This is a genomic window from Pseudoalteromonas sp. NEC-BIFX-2020_002, assembly GCF_013002825.1.
In the GTDB taxonomy this organism is placed as follows: Bacteria; Pseudomonadota; Gammaproteobacteria; order Enterobacterales; family Alteromonadaceae; genus Pseudoalteromonas; species Pseudoalteromonas neustonica.
The window spans coordinates 70,575-85,839 of sequence record NZ_JABEPJ010000001.1 but is presented as its reverse complement, the minus strand read 5'-3'; the positions used below and the strand labels follow the sequence as shown (position 1 = coordinate 85,839).

12 protein-coding genes and 1 pseudogene are annotated in these 15,265 nt (G+C 38.0%); 3 read left to right on the top strand and 10 right to left on the bottom strand.

Annotation, left to right across the window (positions count from 1 at the left end):
- The first annotated feature begins 53 nt into the window (after positions 1-53).
- Positions 54-707, top strand: a complete 654-nt coding sequence (locus HJP15_RS00355) for a DUF6058 family natural product biosynthesis protein (protein ID WP_170172804.1) — start codon at positions 54-56, stop codon at positions 705-707.
- 283 nt (positions 708-990) lie between these two features.
- Positions 991-3,045, top strand: coding sequence for a fused MFS/spermidine synthase (locus tag HJP15_RS00350; RefSeq protein ID WP_170172803.1), 2,055 nt, complete (start codon positions 991-993; stop codon positions 3,043-3,045).
- Positions 3,046-3,126: 81 nt separating this feature from the next.
- On the opposite strand, the gene HJP15_RS00345 is transcribed toward HJP15_RS00350, so the two are convergent.
- From HJP15_RS00345 to HJP15_RS00310, 8 genes are all read right to left on the bottom strand, one after another.
- On the bottom strand, positions 3,127-3,516 hold the full coding sequence (locus HJP15_RS00345; protein WP_170172802.1) for a hypothetical protein: 390 nt from the start codon (positions 3,514-3,516) through the stop codon (positions 3,127-3,129).
- 475 nt (positions 3,517-3,991) lie between these two features.
- Complete coding sequence (locus HJP15_RS00340) at positions 3,992-4,510, bottom strand: SEL1-like repeat protein (RefSeq protein WP_054203856.1); 519 nt, start codon at positions 4,508-4,510, stop codon at positions 3,992-3,994.
- A 177-nt stretch (positions 4,511-4,687) separates the two neighbouring features.
- Complete coding sequence (locus HJP15_RS00335) at positions 4,688-5,380, bottom strand: hypothetical protein (protein ID WP_170172801.1); 693 nt, start codon at positions 5,378-5,380, stop codon at positions 4,688-4,690.
- A gap of 549 nt (positions 5,381-5,929) precedes the next feature.
- Positions 5,930-6,277 (bottom strand): hypothetical protein, encoded by a 348-nt coding sequence (locus HJP15_RS00330; protein ID WP_231658974.1) that lies wholly within the window; start codon positions 6,275-6,277, stop codon positions 5,930-5,932.
- Positions 6,278-6,634: 357 nt separating this feature from the next.
- Positions 6,635-9,781 (bottom strand): efflux RND transporter permease subunit, encoded by a 3,147-nt coding sequence (locus tag HJP15_RS00325; protein WP_170172800.1) that lies wholly within the window; start codon positions 9,779-9,781, stop codon positions 6,635-6,637.
- A gap of 11 nt (positions 9,782-9,792) precedes the next feature.
- Entirely contained in the window at positions 9,793-11,058 is a 1,266-nt protein-coding gene (locus HJP15_RS00320; RefSeq protein WP_170172799.1) for an efflux RND transporter periplasmic adaptor subunit, read from the bottom strand.
- The gene (locus HJP15_RS00315) at positions 11,055-12,314 is read right to left on the bottom strand and encodes a TolC family protein (protein WP_170172798.1); all 1,260 of its coding nucleotides are present in this window, start codon (positions 12,312-12,314) and stop codon (positions 11,055-11,057) included. The genes HJP15_RS00320 and HJP15_RS00315 overlap by 4 nt, the downstream gene beginning before the upstream one ends.
- 53 nt (positions 12,315-12,367) lie before the next feature.
- Positions 12,368-12,748 (bottom strand): hypothetical protein, encoded by a 381-nt coding sequence (locus HJP15_RS00310; protein ID WP_157601466.1) that lies wholly within the window; start codon positions 12,746-12,748, stop codon positions 12,368-12,370.
- Between the two features lie 184 nt (positions 12,749-12,932).
- On the opposite strand from HJP15_RS00310, the pseudogene HJP15_RS00305 reads away from it, so the two are divergent.
- Positions 12,933-13,339 (top strand): annotated as a pseudogene (locus HJP15_RS00305) (cation diffusion facilitator family transporter); the annotation flags it as partial.
- A 51-nt stretch (positions 13,340-13,390) separates the two neighbouring features.
- On the opposite strand, the gene HJP15_RS00300 reads toward HJP15_RS00305, so the two are convergent.
- The gene (locus HJP15_RS00300; protein ID WP_170172797.1) at positions 13,391-13,708 is read right to left on the bottom strand and encodes a DUF3325 domain-containing protein; all 318 of its coding nucleotides are present in this window, start codon (positions 13,706-13,708) and stop codon (positions 13,391-13,393) included.
- A gap of 37 nt (positions 13,709-13,745) precedes the next feature.
- Positions 13,746-15,260 carry a PepSY-associated TM helix domain-containing protein gene (locus HJP15_RS00295; RefSeq protein WP_054203865.1) on the bottom strand — a complete coding sequence of 505 codons (1,515 nt, stop codon included), beginning with the start codon at positions 15,258-15,260 and terminating at the stop codon, positions 13,746-13,748.
- Positions 15,261-15,265: the final 5 nt, after the last annotated feature.

Here is a 15,265-nt window from a genome sequence, read left to right as displayed (position 1 = left end):
AACAACTGTATAAATAGACAGTATATTTATTTTTTAACCTTGAGTGCACTTTTATGCGTTTATCACGATTTTTAGCAACCCACTTTTACCATAGCGAAGAGCTTTGCCATGCTTTAGCAATCGATGAAGACACCCTTGGCGATTGGCAACAAAATGGGTTATTCCCAAAACCTAGTTATTGTATAAAAAATCAGCTTAGTTGCAGTTCCTATTCAGGGTTATATGAATGTGAAGAATATGACGATTATTACCCACGAGGTTGTGTTAATTGGGGGCAAGGTTTAGCAAAACAAAAAATAGAATCATCTAGCCATGCTTTTAATTATTTTGCACAACAGTACACAGCAAGCTTAACTAAATTAGCGCAACAAGGATTTGAGTTTAACGAAGAGTTGTTTGGCTGTGAACTTGAAGAACATTTGCAGCAAGTATGGCAACAGTTTTTATGTAGTAAATACGGCGTATTAACACAAAACGGATTAATCGACGAAATGGCCGCAGTCGATATAGGCCGCCTAATCGTAGACGACATAACTGAGCTGCGTACTAAAGCAAACTTAACACAAGATGAGCGCATAAAACTACACCCTGCATTAAAGTTACTTAACCGTGCCCTGAGCCACGGCGCTGATCACGAAAAGCAACAAACATTGCGCACACGGTATATTGATACTTTGGTACTTAAATATGATTTATCAGTCAAGTAACGATTAACACTTACGACAATCAAATCAAACACGCATAAATACTATATGAGGCTCATTCGACTACAGCATTTTCAAACAAAGTATTAATTGAATAGCTAAGTATGTAATAATCTCAATACATCAGGGAGTTATACCCATTTCATTAAATTAGTGAGCCATTATTAAATAACGCAGTTTATGAGTTATTTAATTCACTAGCATGATCATGCTTTTAATAAAATGGATATTAGTAGCGCTGTTTAACTTAAAAGCGGCCTACTTTAATGTGGGTTAGTGTTTATTTATGGCTTTTTTAATTACGATTTTTCTTAGTTCTTTTTTACTCTTTCAAATTCAGCCAATCTTAGCAAAAATGGCATTGCCAATTTTTGGTGGAGGAGCGGCAATTTGGACAGCTTGCATGCTGTTTTTCCAGCTTTTCCTGCTTTTAGGTTATCTATATTCACACTGTTTAACTCGGTTATCTAAATTAAATCATCAAGTGAGCATTCACTGTACTTTAATTGCCCTTAGTTTACTTTTGTTACCCATTACTTCATTTACAAAAAGCACAATTTTTGAATGGCAAACCCCACAGCTTGAGATCATATTTTCATTATTGCTTAGTATTGGGTTTCCCTATTTTTTATTGTCAGCGACAGCGCCATTAATTCAAAAATGGTATAGCACAATAGAAATTAATAAAGAGCCGTATCGACTGTATTCATTGTCTAACTTAGCGTCATTATTAGCACTGTTATCATACCCATTTGTTATTGAGCCAATATTTAATACAACATTACAAGCAAACATATGGTCGACCTTGTACACCTTATTTGCAGTATTTATGCTTTTAAGTGGGTATCGGCTTTACAATACACAGACTACTAACAGTGAAAATACAGCTAAAAATACCGCCGTCGAAAAACCAATTAAGGTAAGTAGAATACTGTTATGGTTGTTGCTATCTGCTACGAGTGTGACAGTGATGGTCTCAACAACTAACGCAATGACTATCAATATACCGCCAACGCCTTTTCTATGGATACTTCCCCTGTGTATTTATTTGCTTAGTTATATAATTTGTTTTAATACCGAAAAATGGTATGTACGTAAGTACTGGTTAACCTTATTTTGTGGTTGTTCAATCGCGTCATTATTGATGTTTTTTATTGGCACACAATTTAATATTATTACTCAAATTGTTATTTATACTTTAATTTTATTCTCTGCTTGTATGCTATGCCATGGTGAGTTATTTAGCCTAAAACCAAAAAAGCACGCGCTTACTTGGTTTTACTTAATTATGGCGCTAGGTGGAGTTGTAGGCAGCGCATTCACCTCCATTATTGCTGAGTATTTGTTTACTCAATACTACGAGTTTCTCATTGCAATCGTACTTGTTTATCTGCTTTTTTGTTGGTCTGTTTATTCACAGCAAAATACGGCTTCATTAAGTAAGCAACTAAAAAAGCACAATATGCACCTTATGCTAATGGCTGCGATTGCTTTGACCTTATTTGGTGGATACTTTTTAAAACTCAATAACCTGTATAACCAAGAAGATATATATACGAGCCGTAATTTTTACGGCACATTAACGGTTAAAGATTTTACAAACACTGAGCAGCCAGTACGCATGCTGTTTGATGGCTCTACATCACATGGCACACAGTTATTATCAACAGATAACACAATCCCTACTAGTTATTACCGCGAGAATACCGGTGTATCATTAGCATTGCAGCACTTCAAGAATGAGACTACAAAAGTTGGCATTATTGGGCTAGGTACGGGCACACTAGCAAGCTACGGAAATGCGGGTGATGAATATGTATTTTACGAATTAAACCCGCATGTTGAGATTGCAGCAAATCGCTATTTTAGTTACTTATCAGCCTCCAAAGCAGATGTCTCTGTGCGCTTGGGCGATGCGAGGATCACATTACAAAACGAACTTAAACAACAAGGTAGCCAGCAATATCAAATTTTAATCGTTGATGCATTTTCCAGTGACTCTATTCCAGTTCACTTACTGACCTTAGAGGCCTTTGAACTGTATTGGCAGCACTTAGAGAACGACGGTTTACTGGTGCTGCATATTTCTAATAACCACCTTGATTTATTACCATTAGTAGCCACCTTATCTGAAAAAGCGGGCATGCAAATGCAGCATTTTTATTCCGCCTCCGATGATGAAAATGAACATACGGCAGAATGGGTAGTGGTTACCAATAACCAAGACTTTTATCTTGATAATTCGATTAAAAAACGCGCCACTTATTTTAGTTTGAATAAAGAGCAGCGTATTTTATGGACTGACTCATATTCTAATCTTATTTCTATCATTAAATTTTAAGTGTTGGAAGATGAGCAGTAATGCTTGGTGTGGCCCTCAGGGCCTGCTTTTATATGTTTAGGCACCAAGCAACTTCATTTTTTATCTGTGTAAATGCGCTAGGTTCATCCATTGCTTATCTCTACTACAATCGAGTAAAGCAAGGCGATCGTGATCACATAGCTCAGAGGCTGTTTGAAATGATTCAAACAAAAGTGATGAATTAAACATCTTTGTTTCTGGGCATGTAAAGGATATTTCATTCTCCGTTACGACTACTTTCAAGCTCCAACTTTTACTCTTGGTAGATGTATATTCAGTGATACCTTTTTTTTCAGAACATAACTCGTAGTTATATTTAAGTATACGAGTTTTAAAGTCTTGCAATAATTCTTTCTCTATTTTCGGAATTTCCAAAGATTCAATATCAATTATGTCACCAGATAATTTCACTACAGACGGATTAAATATTCTAACGATTGCTCTTCTCAATTTGGCTCCTTAAATCATTCTGCGATGATAAAAACACATAACGAGCTTGTAAAAGAACAACTCATTTAAAATTTATTTTTATTGATGATTTACAATAGCTTAGCCCCCTACTTTACTTCAATCGGTTACTTTTATTTCGCGTAAAATATAAAAAGAAAGCTTGGGGTTATTTTAATACTAAAAGCTTGGTTACAGAAGCTAGGACGTGCGTTTATCCCGCACTTCGGTTAGTACACTTTTTAAGAAATAACCTCTTGGTGATAAAATTAATTGAATTATTCACAAAGAGGCTCAGCGCTTAAGAAGACATAAAAATATATAAATAATAGATCTAGAAATTAGATTGCTTTGTGCTGTTAGACCAGAGTTAATGATTTGGGCATACAGTCAGAAATCATCGTAATTAAAACTTACAGCGAAAAATGAATTTTAGCTCTTTGCATTCTAGCTCAAGGTCTATCTTTGGCTACGTTAACTACTCAATCATATCAACTTCATATAGCGTGCTGAGACTTTCATATTTATGACATTTTACATCAACTTTATTTGTAGACGTATTAAGAGACTTTTGACAAGTAACATGCTGAGCCTTTAACCCGTACCTTTTAATGTATTCATTGACTATTTCATTTATATTTTGTTTTTGTTCAGCTGTGGCGTATGAATAAAAATATTCATACTCTGTGTTCCACTCTTTTACATTTGCCTCTTTGGCTACACCTAACCACCCCATTCCAAGCAGAATTGACTGTTCAACATATTGACCTTTTAAAAACATATAAGCTAATACGTACTGCGAGCCTTTGTAACCCCATGCAGCGGGCTCCTTAAGCAAATTAAATGCTTGTTCATAATTTCCTTTTTTATATTCAGTTATTCCTGTCATTTCTTTAACTTCAAGTGAGAGTGATGACTTTCTTATTGTGCTTGTTGATTCACATGACAAAAGTAGAAAAGAAAGTATAGTTATTATTATGGTTTGCTTTATTCTCATACCGTTCCTTTATAAATACTCAAAAATTTATAGCATTCAAACAAGTTTGTCGAATTACTCTTTTTATAGTATTTTAATTGATATATCAACCATACCCGAGATCCTATTTAAATGTTGAACAGTCAGCTTTAGTGCTCACTGCCGACCTCAGGGCGTGTTTTTATATATTTATTACGATCAATTAGAATGTATTGTTAATAATTTCCTGTCAAAAATAGCCGTTGAATCAGAGTCAGATGGCTGCATTAAAACATTTAAATAATATGGCGATGCACCTTCTAAATCTATAGGCTCATGATTCACAGTAATTGAACTACTCCCATTAGCAGCTTGTGTGATGTCTATTGAGGGTTCATCAGGAGAAAAATATACATCATTTTCTCCTGAAAAGAACACATTCATAGTAGCTGAAGGCTCCAATAACCTATAGTTCAAGTCAATTGTAAAAGAGGTGTCTTGACCTTCGTATATATCTGTAGAGGATATGTATACTATTTTCATAGCATTTCCATTACATGTATCAGGAATGGAGTTTAGTCGCTCTAAAGATTCTGGCCCATCAGTCTCACTCGTTGTAGTTAAAATGCCATTCTTAATATCTAAAGAAAAAGTGAAAGTCTGACCATTGGAAGTTATAATTAAATTATTCCCAACAACTTTCATACTATTATCATCAGATATTTGACTATAGCTGCCACTAAGTGAGCATTCATATCGAATTACATCACCATTATTCATTATTTTAATAATGCTTTCTTGGTTCCCTGCTTCATGCCAAATTCCTGAATATTTATTATTACTCTCTTTATCATTTCCACAGCCTAATAAAGCGAGAGTCAAAAATGAACATCCTATTACTTTTTTTACCACAATTTATCCTTTAGTTAAATTTATTGCCGTACCTTGAAAAACAAACCTTTTAGCACTAACTTTAAGCAACTTATAGTTATTCCGTACTATAAATTAATGTATTTACTCATCACTCTTGATCATGGAAGATACTTATGTTGATCACGAATATGTGAGCCAAAATAATCGTGTTTGTTGATCACCAAAAGTAATTTTTTTATACGCTGACTCCGAGGTTGTCGTAAAATCAATTATCTATAAGATCTGAGAAAACGGTATTAATTTCTATCCATCGGCTTACTGTACCTGCAATAGGCATAAAATAAAAGGCTTAGAGGTCTCACGCTTTGCTAACCTTACCGAGATCTATTGGGCAAATCGAAACTTACATACACAGTTTAGAGTGTCACTTAGGTGATACCCAGCTAATTATTTATTGCAAGGAAAAGCACACTTATAAATAAAAAACGACAGTCATCAGATCGCTGGCATTGAAAAACAAGGGATTAGCGCTGTTAAAATTTGCGGTGGAAAGTGAATTTTTGTGTTTGCTGTCCAGCTCAGGGCGTGTTAGTGGTTGTATGCTGCACTATAACTTATTGCTGCTATTATAAAAAAGAACAGCCATGACAAGTGTTTACCTCGAGTAAATAAAAGTGAAACAATACCGCTTAAAGCAAATACAGTAGCAATTATTGTAAGGATTTCATTATTAATATTTACACTTGGGTTTGATAAAACATACAAAATACCAGCAAATCCCCACCAAGCTAACGTAGTTAAATGCCAAGCGAACCTTAAAACCCGTTTCGTGAACCAATCACTGCCTAATAATTTAGGTAAGTTACCTCTTCGAAACAAACGAGTTAATAAATACTTTTCACCTAAATAAGAGTGAACAACACCAATGATCAACAAAAACAAGACAGCCATCTAAATTTAACAAACACAACCGTTCCACTAAATTTACTTTTTAGGTTATGAATTTATCTTTTACTACTGCGTTACTTTCATTTCACCCATTAAATGAGCTATTTTTACTTTTAAGCCTAAATTACGCGCATGAAAATGACTGCGTAATTGCAGTGTTAACTTTTAACTAAGGGCTTTTAACTTTATACCAGCAGCTTTCACAGTTACCTATATTCGCTCGTCGTTTTATGTGTAACACAAGACGTAAGTTTACACGCCTTGTGTTATGACTTTAAAATAAACGTTGATCATACAAAGCAATTTTATAACTCATTCTCTGAGCAATAATTTTCATAATGCACTCTATGATTCACTGCTTAGTAGTAATTGCTGCTGGCTAAACTTCGCGTATAATACCGGCAACACAAATAATGTTAAAAACGTTGCCGTAAATAAACCACCTACAATCACCGTCGCTAATGGTTTTTGAATTTCAGCCCCAATCCCTGTCGATAACAACATTGGGATCAACCCTAGAGCTGATGTTAATGCCGTCATTAATACTGGGCGTAATCGCGATAATGCACCATTAAACGCAGCCTCGTTTAAGCTATCTCCCGCTTTAACACGGTTATTAATGCTTTCGACCATCACGACACCATTAAGTACTGCAACTCCAAACAAGGTTATAAAGCCTACAGAGCTTGGTACAGACAAATATTGCCCTGAAATATATAAAGCAACAACGCCACCAATAACAGCTAAAGGTACGTTAACTAAGATCAGTAAAGCTTGGCTGATTGAACCAAAAGCAAAATAAAGCAGTAAAGCAATTAATGCCAAAGAAATAGGCACAACTATTGATAAACGCTGTTGTGCTCGTTGCTGATTTTCAAATTGGCCACCAATATTCACCCCATAACCGGGAGGAAGTTCAACTTGCTGTGCAATAACACTGCGAATATCTTCAACTACCGAGCCCATATCGCGCCCTAGTACATTGGCTTGAATAACTACGCGGCGTTGTACATCATCTCGGCGAACTTGTGGTGGGCCAGATTCAATTTGAACGCTTGCAACATCACCCACTCTGACGATAGCGCCACTAGGTGATGACAAGCGTAAATCTTCTATTGATTCTGGCGAATCACGAAATTGCTTAGCAATCCGTACATAAATATCATAGCGTTCATTAGCATTGATAATTTGTCCTGCCGATGTGCCACCAATCCCCTGCTGCACGATCGACATTAAATTGCCTACAGATAACCCATAACGAGACAACGCTTGGCGGTTTGGTTTGATCACTAACTGCGCTTCACCTGCAATTTGTTCCATTGCCACATCTTTTGCACCAGCAACACCTTTTACTGCTTGTTCTATTTCTTGCCCTTTCGTCACGAGCACATCTAAATCGGCCCCAAATAGCTTGATCGCTAATTGCGCTTTAACACCAGATAGTAGCTCATCAACACGGGTTGCAATTGGCTGTGAGAAGTTAAAGAGTAAACCTGGGAACTGCTCTAATTTTTGCTCCATAAGCACTTGTAATTGCGCACGGTTACTAGCCGATTGCCATTCACTCACCGGTTTTAAGCCAAGATAAATTTCTATATTGTTTACAGGCTCCGGATCACCTCCCACTTCAGGGCGACCCACTCGGCTTAAGGCATACTCAACTTCAGGAAACTCTAACAGTATTGCTTCAAGCTTTGGAGCAACCATAAGTGCAGTTTCAAGACTGGCTGAAGGCGCAAGCGTAACGCGTAAGTTGATAGTGCCTTCTTCTAATTCAGGCACAAATTCAGTCCCTAATTGTGGTATCAACACGGCTGCAATGACAACTAACCCAGCCGCAGCACATATAACTGTTTTACGAGCACTCATCGCCCAACGTAAGCTTACTTTATAAGCGTTATCTAATGGCTCAAGTATTACACTACGCCTAACGGTCACGCCTTTAGAAAATAAATACACAGCCATAGCAGGAACGATAACAAGCGCGACTATTACAGCTGCAATAATTGCTAACATAATGCTTATCGCCATTGGCTGGAATAACTTAGCCTCCACCCCTTCAAAGCTAAACAGTGGCATAAAAACAACTAAGATAATTAATGCCGCAAAAAATACCGGTCTTGCAACTTCTTTAGCAGCTAGCGTGATCAAATCGGCAGCTGAGTGCTGCGTTTGCGTATCGTCAGCATGCTTAGTTAAATGGCGAAAAATATTTTCAACCATAACCACAGAGCCATCCACCAGCATACCGATTGCCACTGCAATGCCACCTAGTGACATTAAATTCGCAGATAAGCCTAACCACGCCATAACGCACAATGCCATTCCAATTGAAATAGGGATCGACAGTAACACCAACAGAGTCGCGCGAAGGTTCATCAAAAACAACGCCAACACCACAACAATAAAAATGAATGCGAGTAACAGTGCATCAACTACTGTATCAACCGCTTTGGTGATCAAATCAGCTTGGTCGTATAATGGTTCAAACGTCACCCCTTCTGGTAATGCCTGATTAATCAACTCAATACGCGAACTTATCCCATCAATTGTTTGTTTGGTATTTGCACCAATACGTTTTAATACAACCCCCGTTACAACTTCACCTAATGATTGAATATTTCCTTGAGCATCTTTTTTACTCATTGTTGCAGCACCTTGGCGGATCTCACTGCCTAGCGATACCTGTGCGACATCTGCGATTGTGATCACTTTACCATCAATGGTTTTTAATGGTGTTTGTGCAATTTCTTGCAGCCCTTTGGAGCCTGCATTAAACCACCCTGTACCACGAATAACGAGTTGCTCTTGGCCGCGGTTCATATACCAACCGCCCACATTGGTATTATTTTCTTCAAGTGCTGTAACAACTTGCTGTTGTTCTAACTGGTAAGCCAACAACTTATTTGGATTAAGATTTACTTGATATTGACGAACATCACCACCGAACGACAACACTTCAGTCACCCCATCCACCGGTAATATTAGTAACTTTACAATCCAATCGTTTAAGCTTCGCAGCGCCATACTATCAAGGCCTGATTCAGGAGATGCCGCTAATAAGTATTGGTAAACTTGACCAAGTCCAGAAGTATTCGGCCCCATTTCTGGCAAACCTATACCATCAGGGATTAACTCTTTCGCAGCTTGTAAACGCTCGAACACTAATTGACGAGCAAAATAAATATCTACCCCTTCTTTAAATACAACAGTCACACCCGATAAACCCGTTTTAGAAATAGAACGAACTTGCTCTACATCGGGTAATGCATACATTACTGCTTCTATTGGGTACGTTATTAACTGCTCGACTTCAACGGCCGCTAAACCAGGTGCTTCAGTATTTACAGCAACTTGCACATTAGTAACATCAGGAAACGCATCAAGGTTCAATTTTGGGATCACTAATGCGCTCATGGCAATCAACACACACAGTGCTAACAATACCAATAACCTGTTAGCGATAGCGCTATCTATTATTTTATTAAACATACTGTTAGCTCCTAATGGTTATGCGGATCAAAGCCGCCTTTAGCTTGCTCTGATGCAACAAAAAATGCCCCTTCAGTCACTACCTTGGTGCCCTCTGTCAACCCTTTAATTTCACGAAAGTCAGCAAACTTTTGGCCTAATTCAACTTCTGTTGAAATAAGCTCACCATCTTCGTCTTGCACAAATACCGCCCAATCACCATCAGGGTTTCTAAGCAGTGCTTGCTCTGGCACAGCCAATACTTTTTGATCCGTTGAGAATGAAAAATACACATCACTGAACATGCCCGGGTGTAATACGTGTTGGCCATTTTGAACACTTAAACGTACAACTCGTGAACGAGTGACTTGATCGATAGTATGAGCTTCTTGGATCACTGTTGCTGGGTATGATCGTTGATTAACTTTCACTTTAGCGATTGCTCCCTTTGCAATTTCAATGACTTGATTTGCAGATAATTGCGCTTCTACCCAAAGTAAACTTTCATCCGCTATAAGCATTAACTCAATACCAGCATCAACACGTTGTCCTTGAGAAAAGCTATCACTCAGTATCGCTCCTGATGTACCAGCATATAGCGTATATTCACCAAGTTTTTTTGCAGGAATTGATGCACTTTCTGCTATCGCTTGTTTCGACAAACCAAATGCAACTAATTGGCTGTGAGCCACTTCAAATTCAGCCTTAGCAGTGAGCATACGCTTCTCACTTACGGTGCCTTTGCCCATTTTCTGAACGCGTTGCCATTCTGCTTTTGTTAACCGATAAGTCGTTTGTGCACTGGCAACATCAGCACTAAATAAAGTGACAAGCGGTGCGCCAGCTTTAATATGCTGCCCTAAAGTAGCATGGCGTTTGACCACAATTGAATCTACTCTTGGTGACAGTACATAACTACTATAACCATTTGCTTTGATTTCGCCTGGTGCATAAAGCTGTGACTGATAACTGCGCTTAGTTAAAGTACTCACCCGTACATTGGCTAAACGCATTTGCGTTGATGTTAAACGCACAGCGCCTTCTTGCTCGTGTTCTTCACCTTCACTTGGCTCAACCTCACTTTTTTCATGCTCATGACCCGCGTCTTCTTGATGTTCCTCTTCATTCTTATGTTTGGCTTTATCAGGTGCATGCTCATGCATTTCTTTTAATTGTGCTTCACTATGCTTATGACCTAATTTAGTATGATCAACGTATTCAGGCTCAACAGTTGCTGCCTGAGCAAAACTGCTAAAAATAAACGCAAGGGCAGGAAAAGTTACATTTAAACGTTTCATAGTGCTGTTCCATTTGTAAGAGTACGAGAGAAAGTAGTAATAAATTGACTAAGTTGGCCGCTTTGCGTTAACCAGTTAACGCTCGCTAATTGACTTTGCTGAACAATTTCAATACCCGAAAGTAACCCTGAGCTACGTTGTTGACGCATAGTTAGGTACTGGGCAGTACTAATATCTCCACTACGCCATTGTTGCTCAATCAGTACTAGACTACTGTCTGCATTATTTTGATTAATTGCTTGCCAACGTTTAACACGCTGCGAATATGCTTGCATAACTTCTTTACTGGCTTGTGCTTGAAATGTCATTGCGCGTTGCACTGCGCGATATTCAGCCTCTTTAGACAGAGCTAATGATTCAACAGACTGATATTCATCACTAAAGTCATTGACTATGTTTAATGGCATTGAGAAGTTTAAAGATACAATACTGTCATCACCATTTTTACCGGCTGAAATACCCACTGTAGGTTTGACAGCTCGCTCAGCTTTGAGAACTTGCACTTGCTGGCGTTGCTGTTGCCATTGTAATTTAGCAAGCATCAATTGTGGGTGCAGGTTCACACTATCACTCTCTATATTGAGTTTGAAACCTGCTAATAAACGTTCAGGTGAAAGTGAATTTCCTTCTTTCCAATTAGGTAAAATAGCTTTAATCGCTAATTTAGCATCAGCATAGGCACTCGCTTGCTGAGCCGTTTTATTAAGGATTTCAGACCATGAATATAAAGCTAATTGTTCATCAAGCTGGCCGACTTCACCTGACTCTCGACGCTGTTTAATAATGGCAACTAAACGTTCTAGTTGTAATTCTTGCTCTTGTGCTAGTTCAAAAGCAGCTTTACTACTTCGCCAATTAATTAATGCGGTTAACGCTTGCTCTACAAGTGTAAGGTAAACTAGCTGCATACTTTGTTGTTCAGCTAATAAAGATATCTCCGCGGCTGCTACTTGGGCCTCTTGTTGATCGTTAATATCAAACGTTTGACTAAAACCAATACTGAAATTGTTATCGTCCCCTTCCTTTTCGATACTCGAATCAAAGCTTGGGTTATAAATACCATACTGTGCGGCGCGAACAGCAGCTTCGCCACTGTGTAATTGTTGATAGGCAGCTTGTATTTTTGGATGCTGATTTAGATGGTTCAATAACCAATTTAAATCATTAGATTTCTGGGTCGGACTTGCTAAAACAACAGGCGCAACAAAAGTAGCTACACACACGCAGGCAAACCCAAGTGGTTTTTTTAAGTTCATAAATTGTACTCATACTAAAAAAATCGATGACCAACTCGCATGGTCTGAAAAAATTAACTTAGTAAGTGAACAATTGGAGGACGTAAATCAGGGGTGATTAAACGTGAAATGAATGTGTCTTGCACTGAGGTAATAGCAGCATAGCTTGGTAATAAAGCACTATTTTCCCATATTTGTGAGAACAAAACTGGGATATGACAAACATGGCAGTGCGATTCATCAGCGTTATCAGCAATGGCTTGCTCTAATTGAAAGTGCTCTTCTTGATGTAACTCATGATCATTGTTAGCAATACAATGAGTATCTAACTGTGCTTGTTGATTAAGTAACTGGGCTGCATTTTTAATCACATGATTATAATCAGCCACATCAAAACTATCCAGCAATGGCTGAAGTAGTAAAAAGGCTAATAATAACAACACTGACTGTTTCAAATACATACCCAAAAAAGTAATTAAATGTAACCATACCAGAACTTAACCACACCGCAAAGCCAAGATGAGTTTTTTATAATCAAATACGACTTTCAACTGCTAGCTAATTTTCACATGCTATTTTAGTATGAATATCACCAATATTATGAATATCAACAATATTTTAAATAGAGTACTATTTTGTATGGCACATAATCATGCTCATAATAACGATGATAAAAGTAATCGTCAGCTAAGTGTAGCGGTCTTCATTAACGTGCTACTCACTATTGCCCAAGTTGTTGGAGGGGTTGTCTCAGGTAGTTTATCTTTGATCGCTGATGCACTTCACAACTTAAGCGATGCAGCCGCCATATTCATCGCCTTAGTTGCCCGAAAAATTGGTAATAAACCCGCCAATAATTCATATCACTTTGGCTATATACCCAAACCACCTCAAGATGGCTTGGGTATAAACGCGCAGAAATATTAGCAACGCTACTAAACAGCACAACGTTAATTATCATCGGCGGTTTTTTAATAATTAAAGCCATAGAAAATTACTTTAACCCCAGCCCTATCGATGGCTGGATTGTGGTTTGGGTGGCTGCTTAGTTATCGTGATAAATCCACGACCTACAGCAAATCATAACTCTATGGATGTTACTTTGTTGTCGGGATAAATCCACGACCTATAACAGTAAGCAGCTTTGAAATGTATGCCAATAAAACAGTTAACGTAGTAGCCGTAAGAGTGGCGGTTGCTACGCTGTAAACCAAGCCTAGTGACACTCCCCAACTATTTACTGCAATTATAACGGCTAAAATAACGAAAGCGTAACCACCGCATCTAAGTGCCAAAACAGTGCGCTTGGTTGGGCGCGATGTATGCTGAAATACCTGACTAAAATGCCGAGGGATTGAAAGGCTTAATAATGCAAAACCAATTAGTTGCAGCAGTATTTGTGCTAAAATCAACATATTTAAAAAACCTCTATTTTATATATTTAAATGCAATCTAAATGGCTATTTTACTCGTGTGTTTTTGTAGTAATACGGCTGAAAAAGCGAAACACGCGGAAAAAAGCAGCATGCTTAAGTCAAAACCAAGCATTAGCCAATCTCCTTTTTGTGCACTTAAAAGCAAGTTGTGCTCTGTAGTTAACATATTACATAGGGGTATAAATGCGTAGAGCGCTGCCGCTACCCACAGCATATTTTGCCAAGCTTTATCTGCAACTCTTAGGGCACAAAAAACCCCACACAATGCAAAAGCGATAAATAAACTGTGCATTTCCCATTCAGCGCGGTCAGGCATTGCTGACGGTAATAAGCGATTACTTAAAAAATAACAGGCTATGGCAATGGGCAAGCCAACAATCACAGCGGCATTGAGTTTATCTATTACGTTAATCAATCTCGTTTGCTGTTTTTTACGCTTATTAACCCAAATAATCATGCCTGTTGCTATCATTCCTGCGCCTAATAGCCCTGATATAAAATACAGCCAGCGTAGGTAAGTACCTGCAAATAGTCCTTCATGTAAATGTTCTAATATGTCATATACTTGAGCAGCGCTATGAGTTTTACCTATTGATTGCGCTATTTGTACCCGTTCATTAACTATGCGATAGGTGATCAGAGTTGCAAACTCGATCCCTTCATTCGCATCAAGCCATACCTCAAAGCTTGGTTGCGATGTATGTCGATCAATTAACCCTAGATAACTTATAGCTTGATTTTTATAACGTACTTTGGCGTCTTTTAGCGCTGTTTCAAGGGATAAATCAGCTGTATTTAATTCAATAAATTGTTGTTGCTGATCTTCTACTTGAAACAGATCATAAAACTGACGATGTATTTTTTTACCCTCCCCATAGGTTGCATCAATCACGGGCGCAAACGATATGCCCATTAATAAAACAAGCCCGCTGTAAGTGATCATTAAATGAAAAGGTAATGGCAGTACACTAAAAATATTATGTATATCTAACCACGCTCTTAGTCCTTTGCCTGTTCGAAAGGTAAAAAATTCAATAAAAATCTTTTTATGGATGATCACTCCCGTCACTAAAGCTATCAACATAAACAAGGTTGCTAAGCTGGTCACAAGATAGCCAACCATAATGGGCACGTAATGTAAGTTATAATGCAAGCGGTATAAGGTTTCTCCCCCGCTTGTTTCTCGACTCGAAATAGCGTTATTAGTATAAGGATCAAGGTTTTTTTCGTGCCATTGCCTTGGTATATCTAACTCAGTATTTGCTAACTGTAACCACGAAATGTCGATATGTGGATCACGTATGGATGGGTAACTGATATACCACTGTGCTCCATCACCTGCTAACGAGTTTAGTTGCTGTTGTGCCTTATTGAGTATAGTAAAGTCATCTATTGGTGTATTAACAATGGCTATTTCAGGCTTCATCCAGCGATCGATTTCATTCTCGAAATAGCCAGCGCTGCCTGTTACAAATATAAAAAATAGTAGCCAGCCAAAGGCAAAGCCCGCCCATGTATGTAACCAACTCATTGATT

Coding starts and splice junctions, on each gene's coding strand:
- HJP15_RS00355 (WP_170172804.1), top strand. CDS start 54: ATGCGTTTATCACGATTTTTAGCAACCCACTTTTACCATAGCGAAGAG.
- HJP15_RS00350 (WP_170172803.1), top strand. CDS start 991: ATGGCTTTTTTAATTACGATTTTTCTTAGTTCTTTTTTACTCTTTCAA.
- HJP15_RS00340 (WP_054203856.1), bottom strand. CDS start 4,510: ATGAGAATAAAGCAAACCATAATAATAACTATACTTTCTTTTCTACTT.
- HJP15_RS00325 (WP_170172800.1), bottom strand. CDS start 9,781: ATGTTTAATAAAATAATAGATAGCGCTATCGCTAACAGGTTATTGGTA.
- HJP15_RS00320 (WP_170172799.1), bottom strand. CDS start 11,058: ATGAAACGTTTAAATGTAACTTTTCCTGCCCTTGCGTTTATTTTTAGC.
- HJP15_RS00315 (WP_170172798.1), bottom strand. CDS start 12,314: ATGAACTTAAAAAAACCACTTGGGTTTGCCTGCGTGTGTGTAGCTACT.
- HJP15_RS00300 (WP_170172797.1), bottom strand. CDS start 13,708: ATGTTGATTTTAGCACAAATACTGCTGCAACTAATTGGTTTTGCATTA.
- HJP15_RS00295 (WP_054203865.1), bottom strand. CDS start 15,260: ATGAGTTGGTTACATACATGGGCGGGCTTTGCCTTTGGCTGGCTACTA.